General features: G+C 60.6%; 17 protein-coding genes. 9 read left to right on the top strand and 8 right to left on the bottom strand.

Annotated features, from left to right (window positions below; genetic code table 11):
- Positions 1 to 120: 120 nt before the first annotated feature.
- The 5 genes from JJE66_RS28070 to JJE66_RS28050 all read right to left on the bottom strand — a co-directional run bounded on the left by JJE66_RS28070 (position 121) and on the right by JJE66_RS28050 (position 4,116).
- Positions 121 to 1,176: an ABC transporter substrate-binding protein gene (locus JJE66_RS28070; protein ID WP_200517688.1), complete on the bottom strand. Its 1,056-nt coding sequence runs from the start codon at positions 1,174 to 1,176 to the stop codon at positions 121 to 123.
- Positions 1,089 to 1,856: an ABC transporter permease gene (locus JJE66_RS28065; RefSeq protein WP_200517687.1), complete on the bottom strand. Its 768-nt coding sequence runs from the start codon at positions 1,854 to 1,856 to the stop codon at positions 1,089 to 1,091. The genes JJE66_RS28070 and JJE66_RS28065 overlap by 88 nt, the downstream gene beginning before the upstream one ends.
- A gap of 9 nt (positions 1,857 to 1,865) precedes the next feature.
- A complete protein-coding gene (locus JJE66_RS28060) occupies positions 1,866 to 2,612 on the bottom strand; it encodes an ABC transporter ATP-binding protein (protein WP_246756563.1) in 747 nt (248 codons plus the stop codon).
- 210 nt (positions 2,613 to 2,822) lie between these two features.
- Positions 2,823 to 3,569, bottom strand: a complete 747-nt coding sequence (locus JJE66_RS28055; RefSeq protein WP_200517685.1) for a Crp/Fnr family transcriptional regulator — start codon at positions 3,567 to 3,569, stop codon at positions 2,823 to 2,825.
- A 307-nt stretch (positions 3,570 to 3,876) separates the two neighbouring features.
- Complete coding sequence (locus JJE66_RS28050) at positions 3,877 to 4,116, bottom strand: hypothetical protein (RefSeq protein WP_200517684.1); 240 nt, start codon at positions 4,114 to 4,116, stop codon at positions 3,877 to 3,879.
- A 331-nt stretch (positions 4,117 to 4,447) separates the two neighbouring features.
- Here JJE66_RS28050 and JJE66_RS28045 point away from each other — a divergent pair, with 331 nt between their 5' ends.
- Complete coding sequence (locus JJE66_RS28045) at positions 4,448 to 5,359, top strand: ArdC family protein (protein WP_200517683.1); 912 nt, start codon at positions 4,448 to 4,450, stop codon at positions 5,357 to 5,359.
- A 173-nt stretch (positions 5,360 to 5,532) separates the two neighbouring features.
- On the opposite strand, the gene JJE66_RS28040 is transcribed toward JJE66_RS28045, so the two are convergent.
- The gene (locus JJE66_RS28040) at positions 5,533 to 5,715 is read right to left on the bottom strand and encodes a hypothetical protein (RefSeq protein WP_200517682.1); all 183 of its coding nucleotides are present in this window, start codon (positions 5,713 to 5,715) and stop codon (positions 5,533 to 5,535) included.
- Between the two features lie 72 nt (positions 5,716 to 5,787).
- Positions 5,788 to 7,305, bottom strand: a complete 1,518-nt coding sequence (locus JJE66_RS28035) for a DUF2235 domain-containing protein (RefSeq protein ID WP_200517681.1) — start codon at positions 7,303 to 7,305, stop codon at positions 5,788 to 5,790.
- Between the two features lie 68 nt (positions 7,306 to 7,373).
- Between JJE66_RS28035 and JJE66_RS28030 the strand changes: the two genes are divergently transcribed.
- The 8 genes from JJE66_RS28030 to JJE66_RS27995 all read left to right on the top strand — a co-directional run bounded on the left by JJE66_RS28030 (position 7,374) and on the right by JJE66_RS27995 (position 14,651).
- Positions 7,374 to 7,778, top strand: a complete 405-nt coding sequence (locus JJE66_RS28030) for a hypothetical protein (protein WP_200517680.1) — start codon at positions 7,374 to 7,376, stop codon at positions 7,776 to 7,778.
- A gap of 96 nt (positions 7,779 to 7,874) precedes the next feature.
- Positions 7,875 to 9,437: a recombinase family protein gene (locus JJE66_RS28025; RefSeq protein WP_200517679.1), complete on the top strand. Its 1,563-nt coding sequence runs from the start codon at positions 7,875 to 7,877 to the stop codon at positions 9,435 to 9,437.
- Positions 9,434 to 10,291: a ParB/RepB/Spo0J family partition protein gene (locus JJE66_RS28020; RefSeq protein ID WP_200517678.1), complete on the top strand. Its 858-nt coding sequence runs from the start codon at positions 9,434 to 9,436 to the stop codon at positions 10,289 to 10,291. The genes JJE66_RS28025 and JJE66_RS28020 overlap by 4 nt, the downstream gene beginning before the upstream one ends.
- Positions 10,288 to 11,223 carry a plasmid partitioning protein RepB C-terminal domain-containing protein gene (locus JJE66_RS28015; RefSeq protein ID WP_200517677.1) on the top strand — a complete coding sequence of 312 codons (936 nt, stop codon included), beginning with the start codon at positions 10,288 to 10,290 and terminating at the stop codon, positions 11,221 to 11,223. Before JJE66_RS28020 ends, JJE66_RS28015 begins: the two co-directional genes overlap by 4 nt.
- A 300-nt stretch (positions 11,224 to 11,523) precedes the next feature.
- Complete coding sequence (locus JJE66_RS28010) at positions 11,524 to 12,597, top strand: MBL fold metallo-hydrolase (RefSeq protein WP_200517676.1); 1,074 nt, start codon at positions 11,524 to 11,526, stop codon at positions 12,595 to 12,597.
- A gap of 4 nt (positions 12,598 to 12,601) precedes the next feature.
- A complete protein-coding gene (locus JJE66_RS28005) occupies positions 12,602 to 13,369 on the top strand; it encodes a hypothetical protein (protein WP_200517675.1) in 768 nt (255 codons plus the stop codon).
- 34 nt (positions 13,370 to 13,403) lie between these two features.
- Positions 13,404 to 14,315, top strand: coding sequence for a ComEC/Rec2 family competence protein (locus tag JJE66_RS28000; RefSeq protein WP_200517674.1), 912 nt, complete (start codon positions 13,404 to 13,406; stop codon positions 14,313 to 14,315).
- A gap of 132 nt (positions 14,316 to 14,447) precedes the next feature.
- A complete protein-coding gene (locus tag JJE66_RS27995) occupies positions 14,448 to 14,651 on the top strand; it encodes a DUF2188 domain-containing protein (protein WP_200517673.1) in 204 nt (67 codons plus the stop codon).
- A 357-nt stretch (positions 14,652 to 15,008) separates the two neighbouring features.
- Here JJE66_RS27995 and JJE66_RS27990 read toward each other — a convergent pair whose 3' ends face one another.
- Positions 15,009 to 16,514, bottom strand: coding sequence for a hypothetical protein (locus tag JJE66_RS27990; RefSeq protein ID WP_200517672.1), 1,506 nt, complete (start codon positions 16,512 to 16,514; stop codon positions 15,009 to 15,011).
- Positions 16,515 to 16,595: the final 81 nt, after the last annotated feature.

Raw genomic sequence — 16,595 nt, 5'->3', positions numbered from 1 at the left:
CTGAAACTGTTGGAGTGATAGTGCGCCCGAGCGAACGCTCATCCATTGTGCCTAGAGCTGCCGTCGGATAAACCGGAATTGCCCCGCGGACCGCAATTAGTTGCGAAGATGTCGGACGCGCTACTTCTCGAACAGCGAGCCCACATCCAGCTTCTTCTTGATCATGCCCTGCGCGAGTGCATCATCGGACCATTTGGCAATCAGCGCACGATCGCTCGCAGCCACGCTTAAATCGATATCGGAAGCCTTTTTGTTGTAGAGCGGATCATCGGACGAGACTTCTTCGATGATCGCCGGATCAGTGCGCGCATATTCGCCAAACCATTTTGCCGCCTGGGCGTGATTTTGTGCAACATACACCATGGCATTGCGCAGCGCGGCCTGATAGGCGGCCACTTCCCTCGGATGCTCCTCGAGGAACTTCGTCCTCACGACCGAGACGAACCGGAATGGCCAGGTGTGAAGCGTCTTGGCTCCGGTCTGCTGCTGCAGACGCAGGACCTGCGGCTGCCGGATCAGGATCGCATCCACCGACTTCGAGGCGAGCGACGAGGCAAGCTCGGCCGGTGCTATGTTGACGAGCGTCACCTTGCCCTTGAGGTCATGCTCTCCCAGCCAGACCAGCAGGTCGAGATGGGAGTCCGAACCGAACGACACCCCGACGGTCTTGCCCGCGAGGGCCTCCGCCGTCGTGATTCCGCTGTCCTTGGCGACGAGGAGCGAGTGGCTGGATTGCCCGACCATTGCCACGATCTTGATGCCCCCCGGCACCTTCACCGCGTAGCTCGTGATGGGCATCAGGCTGGTGACGACCGTATCGATTGCGCCCGAGGCAAGCGCTTCCATCATCGGCGGTCCGTACTGGAATGCGGTGTATTCGGGTTTCAGGCCAGCCTTTTCGGCGATGCCCGCCTTCTCCATGGCGATCACGACCTGGGCATTCATCCCGCTTGGGTACGCAATCCGGATCGATGCGTCGTCGGCGGCCGCATTACCAACCGCCAGCGAGAGACAGGTACCGATGATGGGCAAAAGCCGCAGACAGGCAGCGAGCCTCTTTGGATGAGTGATAACCACGATTGGCCTCGTCAGTTCTGCTTCCAGGGAATGAGGACATGCCGCTCGATAACGCCCAGTCCGAGCGACATGAGTGCCCCGAGCAGGCCGATCACGCACATGCCGACCAGAACCAGACCTGTCTCGAGCGCAAGACGGTTGGCCTGGATCATGTAGCCGAGACCTGAATGCGCCGCGATCAGCTCCGCGGTGACGACCGCCATCCATGACTGGCCGAGGCCAACCCGCAGGCCTGTGGCAATCATCGGCATCGCGGACGGCAAATAGATTCTCAGGAACAAGGCGCGCGGCCCGGCGCCCAGCGATCGCGCTGCGTAAATGTGCTGCGGCTGGACTGACTTGCCGCCCGCGTAGCTGTTGATGAAGATCGGAAAGAACGAAGCAATCGCCGTGATGAAATAGCTTGGCGGGTCGCCGATGCCGAACCAGAGGATCGCAATCGGAATCCACGCGATCGGCGGAATCGGACGCAGGAACGAGATCACCGGCGACATCAGAAGATCGAGCGGCCGCACCGAAGCCATCAGCAGCGAAAGCGGAATCGCCAGGAGCGATGCGATGGCAAAGCCGCCCAATACGCGCTTTAGACTGGCGCCTACGTCCTTCAGCAGAGAGCCGTCACGCAATAGGTCGATGAACCCCCTGAAGACGACCGTCGGCTCCGGCAGGAGGACGTCGCTGTGAAGGTGAATAGACGCAATGAACCAGAGGGCAACGAAGAGCCCGATGCCGACGACGGCAAAGACGGCGCGGCGCGCGATGTCATCCCAGTCGATCATGCGGGATCCTCATTTGCCTCTGTTGAAGACCTTGAGCGTCTCCTCGCGGATCAGTTCGAAGATTTCGCCGCGATATCGGTTGAACAACTCGCTCCTGATCATCGTGTGGTTGCGGGGCCGCGGCAGATTGATCTTCAGGTCGGCCTTGATGCCGCCCGGCATCGTCTTCATCACGATCACGCGATCCGCCAGGAAGATCGCCTCCTCGATGTCATGGGTGACGAACACGACGGTCGAATGGAATTGCTCCCACAGCTTCATCAGTTCTTCCTGCATGATCGACCGGGTCTGCGCGTCGAGCGCCCCGAACGGTTCGTCCATCAGTAGAACGGGAGGATAGGTCGCAAGGGCACGCGCGAGGCCGACGCGCTGCTGCATGCCGCCGGATAACCTGCTCGGCCACGACTTTTCGAATTTTTCGAGACCGACAAGCGCCAGGAATGTGCGGGCAGTTCCGATCGGGTCGCCCCTGCCGAGCATCTTGGGTCCGAACGCGACATTTTCCAGCACGCTCATCCAGGGGAACAGCGAGTGCTGCTGAAACACGATTCCGACACGGGGATTGGGCCCTTCCACGGCCTTCTGATCGATCGTTACGCTGCCGCCCGTCGGCTTCAGTATGCCGGCGAAGAGATTAAGCAGCGTCGATTTTCCGCATCCCGACGGCCCAAGCAGTGCGACGAATTCGCCGGACTGGATATCGATGTCGAGCTCATCGAGCACGGTGACCGGCCCCGCCTTCGAGTGGAATCCCATCGAGAGGCTTCGCCCAGCGATACTTCCCTGGCGGTCGCTGGCTGCTATGGCGGGGCCCCTCATGGTTGAGGGCCCGGGTTGTCTCACAAGAACGAGATTTCGCATCGCGCGGCTACCCTACGAATTCTGCCAACGAACCAACCTTCGCTGTCGGTCTTTGGGGTCGCAAGGAAGAACGGGCGCACACTGCAATAAATTGCGAAGTTCGCGCTAAGCCGCGGCGGCGAGCTCCTTCACGAGCGCGTCCACCTTATGCACAACCAGTTTGCCTCTTCCGGCGTCAATGAGGCCGTCAGCCTGCAATCGCTTCAAGCCCTTGGTTACCCATTGGCGCGTGGCGCCCACCATATGCGCGATCTCCTCATGGGTGATCGGCACATCGATATCGGTCCCGCACTCGCGTCCGCTCCCGTACATTTCCGTGAGCAGCAGGAGCACCTGAATCATGCGCTCATTGGCCGACCTGGTTCCAAGCATCTGCGCGATCGCGGAGTAGGAGCGGCCCTTGAAGGCCATCGCTTCGATCAGGCCGATCGCGAGATTTGGTATGCGCTCGCAGAGAGTTCTCAGCGTCGCGCCGGCAATGAAGATCAGGCTCGTGTCGCGCGTCGCGACGGCCGACCACATATGCGGGGCACTTCCGAACACATCGGGCCCGCCGATGAAATTCCCTGCAAACCAGTAGGCCCGCGTAATTTCCCGCCCCGACGGCGCGATATAGAAGACGCGCACCCCGCCCGACAGGAGCAGGTAAATTCCCTTTTGCGGTTCGCCCTGACGAAAGATGGTCGAATGTTTCCTAGCCAGACGGCGTTCGCTCCTTTGCAGGACGAGATCGCGTTCGGCTGCTGTCAACCGGTCCAGAACCGAGTGCCGATACTCCCGCGGCCGGTTATAGTCGGACAGCGTCAACATGCTCGAGAGCTGTGATTGCTCCGCGCCGGGCATGAGTTGCATCGTTCCTGGCGGTCCCATGTCGCACCTCCTGCTGCAGGAGTTTTGCAAATTCCGGGCCGCAGCGATTCTGGCGCATTTTTACGCACAGGCTCATGAACTGGGGCGCTGTTGTAGCTTTTGCAGTCAATGACACCGCAAGAGCGCGCCGCGCCCGGCCAACCTGTCGCACGCACTGCCCGCCTGTTGGTCAGTCGCCGCCAACAATGTGTCAGCCGTCGCTCCGGGGACCAGCTGCCGCAATCCCCGAGCCGGAGCAACCAAGCACTGGGGCATGCCGGCAACCGCGCGGCGGGACCCGCCGCTCCGACTACGCTGGATTCCGCCACGTCAGAAAAGTCCATTTCCAGCCATGCTGGCCGAACCAGCTCAAGAGGCCCGTGATGCTTGCCACGATCAGGCCGCTCCAGAAGTAGGAGCGTCCACCGGCAGCGTGCACCGACCGCAAATAGAGATACGCACCAAGCAGTGTTCCGTAATTCTTTTTGAATTCCCCGTTCAGCCGCGAGATTGCGACGAGATCCGAGGGCGGGTCGCTTCGATGAGCCATCGAGGCCGTTCCTTTTCCTGACAGAGCCAGGCACTCCATAAACCACTGTTTTGCCCGACGGCACAACAGGAAATTCGTATTTCCAGAATACAATATTGTGAGGGTGCGCTGCTGGCTGAGCCCGTGTTTCGGGGCCTGCGGCCCCCAGGCCGTCAAGGCCAAGCCCTCATGAGAATGAGGGCGGAAAGCGGCGGCCGTGTCGTCGGCTCGCTGCGCTCACCTCCAGCCCGCACCAAGCCCGCGCGCTTTCCGGCCTGTGACGGCCAACCCCCGCTCATTGGCGCGGGCCTAGTTCCGGTTGCATGCGCAACCGGCAATTAGGAATGAGCAAATGAAAACCGATCTCTATCAGAAGATCACCAACCAGATCGTCGCCGAACTCGAAAAAGGTGTCAGGCCGTGGATCAAGCCATGGAATGCCGAGCACACCGCGGGGCGCATCACGCGCCCGCTGCGGGCCAACGGCATGCCCTACAAGGGGATCAACGTTCTGATGTTGTGGTCCGCCGCGATCGAACGCGGCTTCGCCGCCCCCATCTGGATGACCTACAAGCAGGCGAGCGAACTCAAGGGCCAGGTCCGCAAGGGCGAGCATGGCAGCCTCGTCGTCTATACCGACAAAATCATCCGCAGCGAAACCGACGCCGCAACCGGCGAAGAGTCCGAACGCGCCATTCCCTTCCTCAAAGGCTATACCGTCTTCAATGTCGAGCAGATCGACGGCTTGCCCGCGCAGTTCTACGGCAAACCTGCGCCGCGTACCGGGACCATCGAGCGCATTGAACGGGCCGAGGCGTTCTTCGCGGCGACCGAAGCCACGATCCGTCACGGCGGCAACATGGCCTATTACAATATCGCGCAGGACTTCGTTCAGATGCCGCCCTTCGAGAGCTTCCGCGACGCCCAAAGCTACTACGCCACGCGAGCGCATGAGGCCACCCATTGGACGCGGCATGAAAGCCGGTTGAATCGCGAGTTCGGCCGCAAGCGCTTTGGCGATGAGGGTTACGCGATGGAGGAGCTTGTCGCCGAGCTTGGATCAGCGTTTGTCTGTGCCGATCTCGACCTCACGCCAGAGTCGAGGGCGGATCATGCCGCCTATATCGCTTCATGGATCAAGGTGCTGAAGAGCGACAGGCGCGCCATCTTTACCGCCGCATCCCATGCGCAACGGGCGGCGGATTTTCTCAACGGCTTGCAGCCGGTGGCAGAGACAGGGCGAGGGGAGGCACAGGCCGCCTGATCGCCGGGCGAACGACTCGTCCAAAAATCCGGCGAGCCTCACCGCTCGCCGGATTTGATTCGGCTTGCTCGTGCGCGCTAGACCAAAACGTGCCGATCCGTATGCCGGATGCCGCGTTGAAGGACTTTACGCAGTAGGCGCCTAGCGGGAGACCTCGCGACACAGATCGTAAGCTAGCGGCGGTGACCGAGGCTGATGCCGAGCTTCTGCGCCTTCTGCCGCAGAGAGCCTTCGCTCCGCTTTGTCAGTTTTGCGATCTTTACGACCGGCGTTCGCGCCTTCGAATGAGCACGCAACTGCTTGACGTCCGCTTTCGTATACTCGCGACGAACGATCTTCTTTGCTTTCTTGGCCATTGCTTATCCGATCCTATGGGAGCGGCCTTGTAGCATTTCGTTGAGGAGCGTCAATCTTCTGCGAGTGCTCAATCACAAGCGGCCAGTGCAACCGCCGTTCGTCCATTTGAGTTCAATGTCGTCAGCGATGCATTGTGGAGGTTGGGCTGTGCTCTGATCGAAATAATGCCTGAAATCGACATGCACCCGCATGTTATCTGGGCGATAGGTGGCGACGCGGTCATAGAGCAGGACCGATGCTGTCTCAAACCGTCGATAGACTGATTTATGCATCGGGGACTGGGCAAGCCCCGTTTTGGAATCGACGGGAATATTGCGGCTGCCGAGCTTCAGGAAGCTGGTCGCCTGCTCATCGTGCTGCGGTCCCGCAGGATCCGGTGAGAGGCGCAGGACGCTGGCGTCATGCTTGAGGCCGTCCGGAATGATCGAAGCCCCGGCCACCATCCAGGTCAACGCCACGTCCGACAGCCGCGCCTCGTTCTCCAGATAGCCGCCGCCGACGTCGGCATGCACCCCCGGAAACCACACCTGCTCGAAATAAAGGTTGCCCTGCGCATCGCGCACGCCGGCCTTTGCTGCCGTCGGCGACCAGCCGACCCGGGCAAAGTCGGCGCGATTCTCATCGATCGAAATCGCATGCTTGGCATAGCCGACATTGGGGTTCAGCGTCGTGTCATAGAATTTGTGCTTGGGCGGTGCGAAATGCAGCGTCATCAGTCGCTTGAAGGAGCCGTTGCCCGGCAGCGGCGGCGCGAATTTGAGATAGTTCATAAGAAGGGCGACGATCGCAGCCGCAACGCCGAGATAGCTCAGACCCGAGGCAACCCAACCGGCCCACGGAAAGATGGGTGCGAGCGCGCCACCCAGCCAGTGCAGACCGATCAGCAGTGCGATAGCGACCGCAACGAGGGCCGCACCGAGATACTTGTGACCAAGCGCTGCGACCGTGTCGAACACGCCGATGAAATAGGGAACGACGTTTGCCCGCTCAATATCGTCTGTGGTGACGGAGCATCCGTGCTGCGCTCTGAATTGTCTTGCGATAGCATCGCGGGTCTCCAGCAGGAACTGCCGATAGCCGCTGGCCTCCTTCCGGCTGTAGGACGGGCAGAACTGATAGACATGCTTTACCGCGTGCTCGGCGAGCTTCCTGATGCTCTTCGGGTCGCGCCGCAGGGGCGAGCCGTCAGGTTGGTGCCGCGGAATGCCGCAATAGGTCATCACGCCGGCGACTGATCGCACCGTGTAGGCGCCCCGGCTGAAGCCGATCAGGAAGATGCGGTCACCCTCCTCGTAAAGGCTGATGATGGCCGCGTAGCAATCGACGATGTTGCGCGTGATGCCGAGGCCCGTCGCCATGCTTGCAAGGTTGTAGAGCCAGCGCATCCACCCAATCTTGAAGTGGCCGCCGTCCGAGGCCGAGCCGAGACCCGGATCGTAGAAGGCAACCTGTTCGGAAGGTTCGACCTTTGTGTCCGGCCCCACGCGGCAGGCCCGGTAGAGCTTGTAGACATTGGTCCGCGCTTCATCGAAATTGATGCCGCCGGCCTGGCCCGTGCCGTCGGAAAAGATCACAATATTCTTCGGCATTGCACACAAGCCCCTGAAGTGCGCCAAACGCAGATTTATACCAAAGTTCGCGCCGCCTGGATCGGGCCTTGAGCCAGTTTCGGCTGGATTATCCACCGAAGGTCCTCATCGGCAGGCTGGCGCCGGTGCGGTTGACAATTGCTGGTTGCAGCCATCATAAACATCACAGTGGGCGAGGAGAGCGCCGTTTAAGCGCAGACATTTCAATGAAGAAGACGGTCTTGCTTGGTTTGCTTCTGCTGACCGGATGCATGGGCAGCGAAGAGCGCATGGCGGCTGACAACGCCCAGGATGACCAGCAGTGTCTGTCCTACGGAGCGAAGACCGGCAGTGATGCCTATGTGGCCTGCCGGACCCAGCTTGCAACATCGAGACAGCAAGCCAGGGCGACCTCAAATGCGGCCTCGGATTCAGGGCGCCCCCGCACCTGCATCAACACAGGCGGATACGGCGGAACCATCGTCTGCAACTGATGGCATTCGTCTTAACTCAGCACGTTTCCGGCAACCGGTTCTGTACCTTGCGGCGCTAGTCTGCTGACCAGTCTGAGGCCATGCAAGGCTGTTCGCATGGATGAGGTGCTACATCTCCCGGTTGGCGATGTGCGCGGCTCGCGAGCCGCGCAGTATGTGCGCATGTCCACCGACCAGCAGAAATACTCAACCGAGAACCAGGCCGAAGCCATTGCGGCCTATGCCGAGCGCCGCAACCTGACCATCGTCCGCACCTATTCCGACCAGGGCCTTAGCGGTCTCGGGATAAGCTGGCGCGACGGCCTCAAATCGCTGATCGCCGATGTCGAGGGCGGGCGCGCCGACTTCGATTGCGTCCTCGTCTATGACGTTACGCGCTGGGGGCGCTTTCAGAACGTCGATGAGAGCGCCTATTATGAATTCATCTGCCAGCGGGCCGGCATCACCATTCACTACTGTGAAGACGAATTCGAGAATGACGGCAGCCTGGCCTCGGTCATCCTCAAGAACGTCAAGCGGGTGGGGGCGGCCGATTTCAGCCGTCAGCTTTCGAAGAAAGTGTTTCTCGGCCAATCGCGCATCGTGCGCATGGGATTCTGGCGCGGCGGGATGCCCGGCTACGGGTTGCGGCGGCAGCTGATCGAGGAGAGTGGAGCCGTCCGGCAGACACTCGAACATGGCCAGCAAAAATATCTGCACACCGACCGGATCAGGATCATTCACGGGCCCGAGGCCGAGGTCGACACCGTCAGGCGCATGTTCCGCGCCGTCGCCATCGAGGGCAAGTATCTCGGCGACATCGCGGCCGAGCTGAACGCCCAGCAGATACGCACCTCGCGCGGTACCCGCTGGTCGGGCGAGACTGTCGGGAAGATCCTCGCCAATGAAGCCTATACCGGCAGCCTCATCTTCAACCGCGCCTCCTTCAAGCTGAAGCAGAAGCGCGTCGACAATCCCCGCGAGATGTGGATCAGGCATGACGAAGCCTTTCCGGCCGTCGTTTCCTCCGAGCTGTTCACCCGGGCGCAGGAGATCATGCGCGCGCGGCGCGCAAAGCGCAGCGATCAGGAGGTGATCGACCGCCTTGCGGCGCTGGGGCGCGAGAAGGGTCATTTATCGACGGCCATTATCGCTGCAGCCGACGGCATCCTGTCGGCCGAAAGCTACCGGCGGCGCTTCGGGTCCCTGGTCGCCGCCTACGCGCTCGCTGGTTACCAGCCCGAACCGCGTCAACGCCGCGCCGAGACCACGGCCAAGTACCGGGTCCGCATCACTGGAATCGCCGCCGAAATAGCCGCCACAATCAAGGATCTTGGCGGCGCTGCCACACTTGACATCGAATCCGGCACTCTTCGTCTCGCTGACGGTTGCCGCATCGCGATCGGCTCGGCGCGCGCGATCACCGACGGCGCCAAACGCGTGCGCTGGAAAATCCATGCCAATCGCCGCGCAAAGGCCGAACTCACACTGATCCTGCGCATGAACCCATCGAACGACGTCGTCGCATCCTGCTACCTGCTGCCGACCTACGAGCTTGCGCAGGCGCGCGGGAAGATCCTGCGCATTACCAACCCGGTCTTTGCCCAGGCCTGCCGGTTTGACAGCGTCGATGCGTTCTGCCGCCTCTGCGTTGGTTTCGATGAAAGGTGGCCCGCATGAAGCGCCGCCGCAGGATCGAATCCATCCCCATCGCGGCGATCAAGGTTCTTAATCCGCGCGAGCGCAGCCGGGCGCGCCTCAAGGAGATCGTCAAGAGCATCGGGGCGGTCGGCCTGAAACGGCCGGTCACGGCCAGCAAGCGGGAAGGCGGCAACGGATACGAGCTGGCGTTTGGCGAGACGCGGATGGAGGCGCTTTCGGCGCTTGGGCAGACGGAGATCCCGGCGATCCTCGTCGAGGCCTCGACCGAGGACTGCATCCTGATGAGCTTGGTCGAGAACATCGCCCGCCGTCGGCACTCGCCGGTCGAGCTCGTCAGTGATATCGGCCGGCTCGCCAAGGCTTACAAAGCTCCAGATATCGCAGCAAAGCTAGGCGTCACGCAGGACTTCGCGCGGGCCATCGCCTATCTCATCAAACACGGCGAAGACCGCCTGATCAGCGCGGTCGAGCGCGGTATCGTGCCGCCAGCCCTCGCCATCGAGATCGCGCGAGCCAGCACGCCCCAGCTTCAGGGGGCGCTGCTGGAAGCCTTCGTGAACGGCAAGCATACCAGCAAGCAGATCGAAAAGATGCGCAAGCTCGTCGAGCAGCGCCATCGCACCTCCATGAAGGACCAGTTTGCCGATGAGAAGATCAGTGCTGCGTCTCTCGTCCGCGCTTTTCGGCAGGAAATCGAGCGTCAGGAGATTGTGGCGAAGAAGGCCGATCTCACGCATGCACGACTAGTCTTTTTGATCGGCGCGCTCAGGACCCTGATGAATGAGCGCATGTTCACGTCGCTCCTGCGCGAGGAAGGGGTCGACAGGCTGCCGCTGCCGGTCGTGCGCCTCATGTCGGCGGGCGCGTCATGACGGATAAGACCATCCGCCTGGCGTTCGAGCCCGAGCTCGCGGTGCTGCCGCTCAACTCGCTACTGCCGCTTCGGCAGGTAACCGACCGCATCCAGCGTTCCCATAAATACAAGACGATCGCCGCCTCGATCGATGAGATCGGCGTCATCGAGCCGCTTGCCGTCTTTCACAAGCCGGACAGGCGCGGCCGGTACCTGTTGCTGGACGGAGTGCTGAGGCTGGATATTCTGATCGCCAGGGGCGCGGTAGACACCGAATGCCTGCTGGCGCTCGACGACGAAGCCTACACTTACAACAAAAAGGCGATCCGGCTCTCCATCGTGCAGGAGCATTTCATGATCCTGCGCGCCATCGAGCGCGGCGTGCCGCAGGAGAGGATCGCGCGGGCCCTCAACGTCAATATCGCGCATATCAGGCGCCGGCAGCAGATGCTGCGCGGAATCTGCGCGCAGGCCGTCCGTCTGTTGCGGGATCAGCCGGTCAATCCGGTCACGTTCGATCTCCTGCGCAAGATGCGCGAGCCGCGCCAGCTGGAGGCCTGCGCATTAATGGCCGCTGCCTCAAACTACTCCGCGTCCTATGCAAGAGCCCTGCTCACAGCCACCCCGGCCGAGGGCCGCCTGAAGTCGCCGAAGCGCGGCGTTCCGGCCGTGGTCACCGCCGCGGACCTTGCCCTGATGGAGCGTGAACTGAAAGAGGTACAGCAGAAAGCCGCCGGCGTCGAAGCAAGCTATGGACGCGACATGCTCGATCTGGCCATTGCGGCTCGCTTTATCTCGGAACTGCTCGGCAGGCGGAGCATCGCGCGGTATCTCGACGACAATCATCCCGAAATGGCGAGGGAGTTCAGGTCTATCCTCTCGGCAACCCTCGAAGGCGGGCACGGAACTGTGCCAATTCCTATCAAGTCTCTCGTGGCTTCCAGCGATTAGGTTCTGGACCAAAGGTTGCGTGATGGCTCGGCATCTTCCAGAGAGTGCCTTTCTCTTTTTGAAAAACCGGGGGGCGAAACAAGAATGGTCAATATCATTGTCCTAATTTTCCGGCACTGAGTGCGGGTTTCCCGTCAGAAGCCGCATATTTTTAGAAGAATATTTCTTTAGACCCTTGAACAGTTCCCGCGTCGTTCCCAGATTGTTCGCCAGCAGGTGGGGATCACTCGCTCGAGGCTCTCCGACTTCTCAGGTTGACAACGACCGTCCCGCAAGGACGGCCGAACGCAGGAGCATGCCTTGCCATACGAGATCGATTTCCTTCGCGTCGGCGACAGCAATGGCGACGCCATCGTATTCCGGTGGGGGGTCACGAAGGAGAGCCCGTTTTCCATCAATATCATCGACGGCGGCTTCACCGACACCGGCGACCAGATTATCGAACATATCGAGCGCCACTTCGCCAAGCCGGAAAATATCGCCAACGTCGTCCTTTCCCACGCGGACAACGATCATGCGACCGGTCTGATCAAGGTGCTCGAGCATCCACGCTTCAGTATTGGCACGCTCTGGATGAATAAGCCTTGGGACTATGTCGATGAGGTCATCGGTAGCTTCCATGGCGCCTACACGCGCGACGGTCTCATCAAACGGATGCGCGAGATGCATCCGTACCTGGTTGAGATGGAGGAGGTTGCGCAGCGGCGCGGCATCGCCATCCGGGCGCCCCTGCAGGGGTCCGCGATCGGCCCATTCACAGTGCTGGCACCCAGCCGCATGCGGTACGTGAAGCTCATTCCCGATCTCGACAAAACACCGACCTCCTACGGAAGTGCGTTGCAGGAAGGATTCGGCAGCCTGATCGGCAGGGCGTTCTCGAATGTCGCCGAGAAAATCCTCGAACGCCTCGATCTTGAGTCCCTCGACAATGACCCGCCGGCAACGTCCGCCTCTAACGAGACCTCGGTTGTGCAATGGGCCGTGATTGACGGCAAGCATATTTTGCTGACCGCCGATGTCGGGCCGGAAGGTCTCGCAGAGGCAGCTCAGTACGCCGAAAACACCAACCTGATCATCCAGCCGGACATTGTTCAGATCCCGCATCACGGCAGCAGGCGCAATGTCACGCCAACGGTCCTGAACCGCTGGCTGGGCACCTATCCCGCGCCGCATCGTGGTTACGCCATCGCTTCGATCGGCAAGAATGCCGACATCTATCCCCGCAAGAAGGTCGCGAATGCATTCACGCGGCGCGGCTACAAGGTCCACGCCACGCGCAACTCCTGGGTCAATCTCCGCAACGGCTACGACCGGCGCGCCGGCATGGTCGATGCCGATGTCATTCTGTTCACCCCCGATGTCGAGGATGACTAGGGCCATGCCCAAGTTCGACAAGTACACTCTGTTCGCGCGGTTGTTTCCGGCCATCATTGCTGCGGCTCCGGCCCTCGCGCTGACCTGGGTGGTGATGACATCGGGCACCGAGCTCAAGCTGGTGCACGGCATCGCCGGAACCGCTCTTGCCGTCTTGCTGTGGGCTTTCGCGGACGCCGCCAGGCGGCGCGGCAAGGCCATTGAGCCAAGGCTGATCGAAGGCATGGGAGGCTTGCCGAGTATCACCATGCTTCGGCATCGCGACGCCACGTTCGACGCAGCGACGAAGGCGCGGATGCACGCTTTCCTTGGAGCTAAGCTTTCCGGGGCCGCGCCGACATCAGCGCAGGAAGCCGAGCATTCCGAAGCGGCGGATGCCTTCTACAAACGGGCAGGCGACTGGCTCCGCGAGAACACGCGAAACCAGAAGAAATTCGACATCCTGTTCAACGAGAACATCAGCTACGGCTATCGGCGCAACCTTTTCGCCCTGAAGCGGTTCGCGCTGATCCTGAACCTTCTGATTGTGGCCGGCTGCGTGGTGCAATACGTCCTCCACTGGCCCGTAACAGCAGGTATCGGCCTGCTGCCCGTCTTCGTGATCGCTTTTCTGCATGCCTGCTATCTGATGGCCTTCTCGACAAGAGCGGCGGTCACCGAGGCCGCGCGCATCTACGCCCGGCAGCTCCTGCTCAGTGTTGAGTCGCCGCACCTGAGAAAGCAGGAAGCTGCGGCCGGGCCGCGTCCGAAACGCAAGCAAGCCTCAGGCTAGTAGGATACCATTCGAGACGAGCAGAGAAGAACCTATGACGATTATCAAGAGCTTTGCGGTCGGAAACGGCGACACGTTTTATATCAAACACAACTCGGACAATTTCACGATCATCGACTGCGACCTGAATGACGAGAACGCTGATACGATCATCGAGGAGCTCAAGGCAGAGTCGGCGGACAAAGGAATAACGAGGTTTGTCTCCACGCATCCCGATGACGACCACTTTGGCGGTATCGAGCGGCTCGATGCTGAAATGCCGATCAGGAACTTTTACGTCGTGAAAAACAAGGTCATCAAAGACGATGAAACCACGTCGTTCGAGCACTACTGCAAGCTTCGCGACGACACCGGCAAAGCCTTCTATATCTATAAAGGCTGTTCTCGGCGATGGATGAACCAGGGCAACGACGAGCGTGGCTCAGCCGGCATAAAGATTCTGTGGCCCGATACGTCGAATGAGCACTTCAAGGACGCGCTCGCGGATGGTGAGGCGGGAATCGCCTACAACAACATGTCCGCCCTGGTTCGCTACGCTACGGCGGACGGCGCAAGCTTCCTTTGGCTCGGTGATCTCGAAACGGACTTTATGGAGAAAATCACCGACAACATCGATCTAACCAAGACGACAGTGGTGTTTGCGGCTCACCACGGCCGTAAATCAGGCAAGATACCTGATACCTGGCTCGAAAAACTCGATCCGCAGATCATCGTGATTGGCGAAGCTCCCTCCCGGCATCTCCACTACTATACCGGCTACAAGGTCATCACCCAGAATAAGGCGGGCGATATCACGTTCGACCTCGAAGACGACAAGGTGCACATCTACTCCTCAAATCCGAACTATTCTCACAAGGGCCTGAAGGACGAGCAGCAGAACAAGTACCCGGGCTACGTTGGGAGCATCACCGTCGAAAACGAGTATACGTTAGAGCCTGCGAAATGATCTGCCGCCTGCCTCTCGCAGCTCTGCCCACCACCTGCAGCAGTTTGAGAATAGCCGCGAACCGCCACCGACGCCCAATCCGAGCTTAACGGGCGCGTATCACTATCTTACCCAAGTAGCCTGTGAGGAAATATGGCCAAGAACGAGTTCTTCATCGAGCAGCGGCCGGATGGTCGCTACAATGTGTTGCGTCCGAGCGCGGATCGCGCAAGCGCGACGACCAATACCCAGGCCGAAGCGATCGACAAGGCGAAGGCTATCGATCCGGATGCCACCATACATGTCGAGCGCGTACGGGATGTCGGACCCGGCAGGGACAAGTGGCGTAAGCTCTAGCATTGCCGCACCGAGGTCTCAGCACATATCGCCGTTTTCTTCGACCCCCCGGTGATTACACATGTCTCGCAGCTGGCGCGATCCTTCCGGGATCGCGCTTGGCTGACCGAGCCGCCTCCGTACTTGAGCCAGTTTCAACAACCAACGGCGGCCACGAAAGGACGCGGTGGCGCTCCGTGCAGCGCTTTTTGCGTTCCTTCGGGGTCGGCTGTCCCTTGCGTCCTGTTCGATCGGCCGTGACAAGCTGATGGTCCACCTCTGCAAGCGAGCGTCAGCAAGAATCCGATCAGCAGAAGAACGATCGCCACGATCTTCGTCAATGCAAAGCAGCCTGGCACTCCGAACTAAGTCGCGAGGTCACGTCGTCCCAAGTGAAGGCTCGAGCTTCGGTCGATCAACGATACGGCCGGTGAGATCGGTAAAAAGCTTGGCCGCCCCCTTGGCCTTGTCCAGATACCTTACGTAGTTCGCCGCCCCGGCACGATCGGCAGCGTCGGCCAGGGTCAGCGCGATCCCCGTCGACGTGCCGGGAGGCGTAGCTCCTGCGAAAGCAGCGGCGCGGAATTCCGCCTCTGCCGTCCGAAGATCGGTCAGCACGGCATTAAGCTGTGATGCCGTACCTGGAGCAACGAGCTTGCCAGCGATGTAGACAACCTGGCTCAATCCCAGAATGCCAAGAATATTGGCAGGCACTGAAAAGGATGAGAGTTGCGAGACACCGCCGATGAAGAGCGCAGCGCCGACCGCGGCCGTGAAGAGCAAGCTCTGAAAGCGGTACACGTCGAAAACGCCATCGCTCGAGATCAGGTCGTAGAAGCTGGGCGCAGTGGCTGCGCGGACGGACGGCCCATCGTACCAACCTTTGCCGCGAAGCCACGCTTCATTGGCCGGATCGATCGCGGTCTTCGCCGAATCGGCTCCTTTCGCCGCCGCCGCTCCGATGCCCGAAATGCCGAGCAGTTCTAGGACGGTGGTTGAAAGGTCTGACAAGATGCCGATGCGCAGCAGAACGAATGCCAGCATCGCAAACACTAGCATCGTGAAGAAGAATACCTGAAAGGCCGAAAGACTACCGCGATTGTCCGAGCTCGCGGTAATACGGATGGGGTTCCATGCCTGTGCCCCTTTGAGCGACTGGCCCGTTGCGAACCCGAATGCGTTTGCGGCGACGAAATAAGCTCCGAACACGGTCAGCACGGCAATGGCGATGCTCCATGGGAGCGGGCTCAAATAGACCGGCAGATACGAGACGTTGAATGGTCTTCGCGTGCTGTCGCATTGATAGATGTAGAGATTTCGTTTGGTCCAGAACCCGGCGGCGCTCGCCGGCACGTCGACCGAAACGATGGTGTCGCCGGCCGCTAGCAGGCGTCTTGCGACAAGATCGTCGGTATCACCGGCCCGCCGTGCGCGGGCGCCACGCCCGTCATTGTCGCGAGGCTTGGTCTCGTCATCGAGAAACAACGCAAAATAGTGGCCGTTCGTGTCAAGCGAGCTAGTCAACCCGAAGTCAACCAAACTACCGGCGGGCACCAGATTTCCGTTATAGATGATCGCCGGACTGTTGGCCGTGGTGGCAAGCTTGCTGAAGACTTCGCCACCCGCGCAGTCCGACACCGGATTGCGAGAGGCTTTGGCTGCGTCTTTGGTGCTGGCCTTTTGCTGGCCGGTGGCTCCGCCAGCCGCTGGGGCCTGGCCGGTGGACGCGTCTCCGGCGGTTTCGCCCGTGCCGGTCGGCTGTTGCGCTCGGGATGGATCAATAGCTATCGCCAAGGCCAGGAGCGCCAGAAACAGCCCAACAATAGCCGCTCGCGCGGGACCCCTGCGGAGGTCGGACACGAAAACGGTGTTCGCAAAACTCAAAGGAAATCTCCAAATGAAAGAGGTCGGTCCGGAAATCTACCTCAAATGGTAGGGCGGTCGATCTGCACGAGTCAGCAGGGT

It is taken from the genome of Bradyrhizobium diazoefficiens (assembly GCF_016612535.1).
Classification (GTDB): domain Bacteria; phylum Pseudomonadota; class Alphaproteobacteria; order Rhizobiales; family Xanthobacteraceae; genus Bradyrhizobium; species Bradyrhizobium diazoefficiens_C.
The sequence above is the reverse complement of the archived record's forward strand: the minus strand, read 5'-3'. Positions and strand labels throughout refer to the sequence as shown.

Excerpts from the sequence above, each read along its gene's own strand:
- JJE66_RS28065 (WP_200517687.1), bottom strand. The coding sequence starts at position 1,856 with ATGATCGACTGGGATGACATCGCGCGCCGCGCCGTCTTTGCCGTCGTC.
- JJE66_RS28060 (WP_246756563.1), bottom strand. The coding sequence starts at position 2,612 with ATGGGATTCCACTCGAAGGCGGGGCCGGTCACCGTGCTCGATGAGCTC.
- JJE66_RS28055 (WP_200517685.1), bottom strand. The coding sequence starts at position 3,569 with ATGCAACTCATGCCCGGCGCGGAGCAATCACAGCTCTCGAGCATGTTG.
- JJE66_RS28050 (WP_200517684.1), bottom strand. The coding sequence starts at position 4,116 with ATGGCTCATCGAAGCGACCCGCCCTCGGATCTCGTCGCAATCTCGCGG.
- JJE66_RS28045 (WP_200517683.1), top strand. The coding sequence starts at position 4,448 with ATGAAAACCGATCTCTATCAGAAGATCACCAACCAGATCGTCGCCGAA.
- JJE66_RS28040 (WP_200517682.1), bottom strand. The coding sequence starts at position 5,715 with ATGGCCAAGAAAGCAAAGAAGATCGTTCGTCGCGAGTATACGAAAGCG.
- JJE66_RS28035 (WP_200517681.1), bottom strand. The coding sequence starts at position 7,305 with ATGCCGAAGAATATTGTGATCTTTTCCGACGGCACGGGCCAGGCCGGC.
- JJE66_RS28025 (WP_200517679.1), top strand. The coding sequence starts at position 7,875 with ATGGATGAGGTGCTACATCTCCCGGTTGGCGATGTGCGCGGCTCGCGA.
- JJE66_RS28020 (WP_200517678.1), top strand. The coding sequence starts at position 9,434 with ATGAAGCGCCGCCGCAGGATCGAATCCATCCCCATCGCGGCGATCAAG.
- JJE66_RS28015 (WP_200517677.1), top strand. The coding sequence starts at position 10,288 with ATGACGGATAAGACCATCCGCCTGGCGTTCGAGCCCGAGCTCGCGGTG.
- JJE66_RS28005 (WP_200517675.1), top strand. The coding sequence starts at position 12,602 with ATGCCCAAGTTCGACAAGTACACTCTGTTCGCGCGGTTGTTTCCGGCC.
- JJE66_RS28000 (WP_200517674.1), top strand. The coding sequence starts at position 13,404 with ATGACGATTATCAAGAGCTTTGCGGTCGGAAACGGCGACACGTTTTAT.
- JJE66_RS27995 (WP_200517673.1), top strand. The coding sequence starts at position 14,448 with ATGGCCAAGAACGAGTTCTTCATCGAGCAGCGGCCGGATGGTCGCTAC.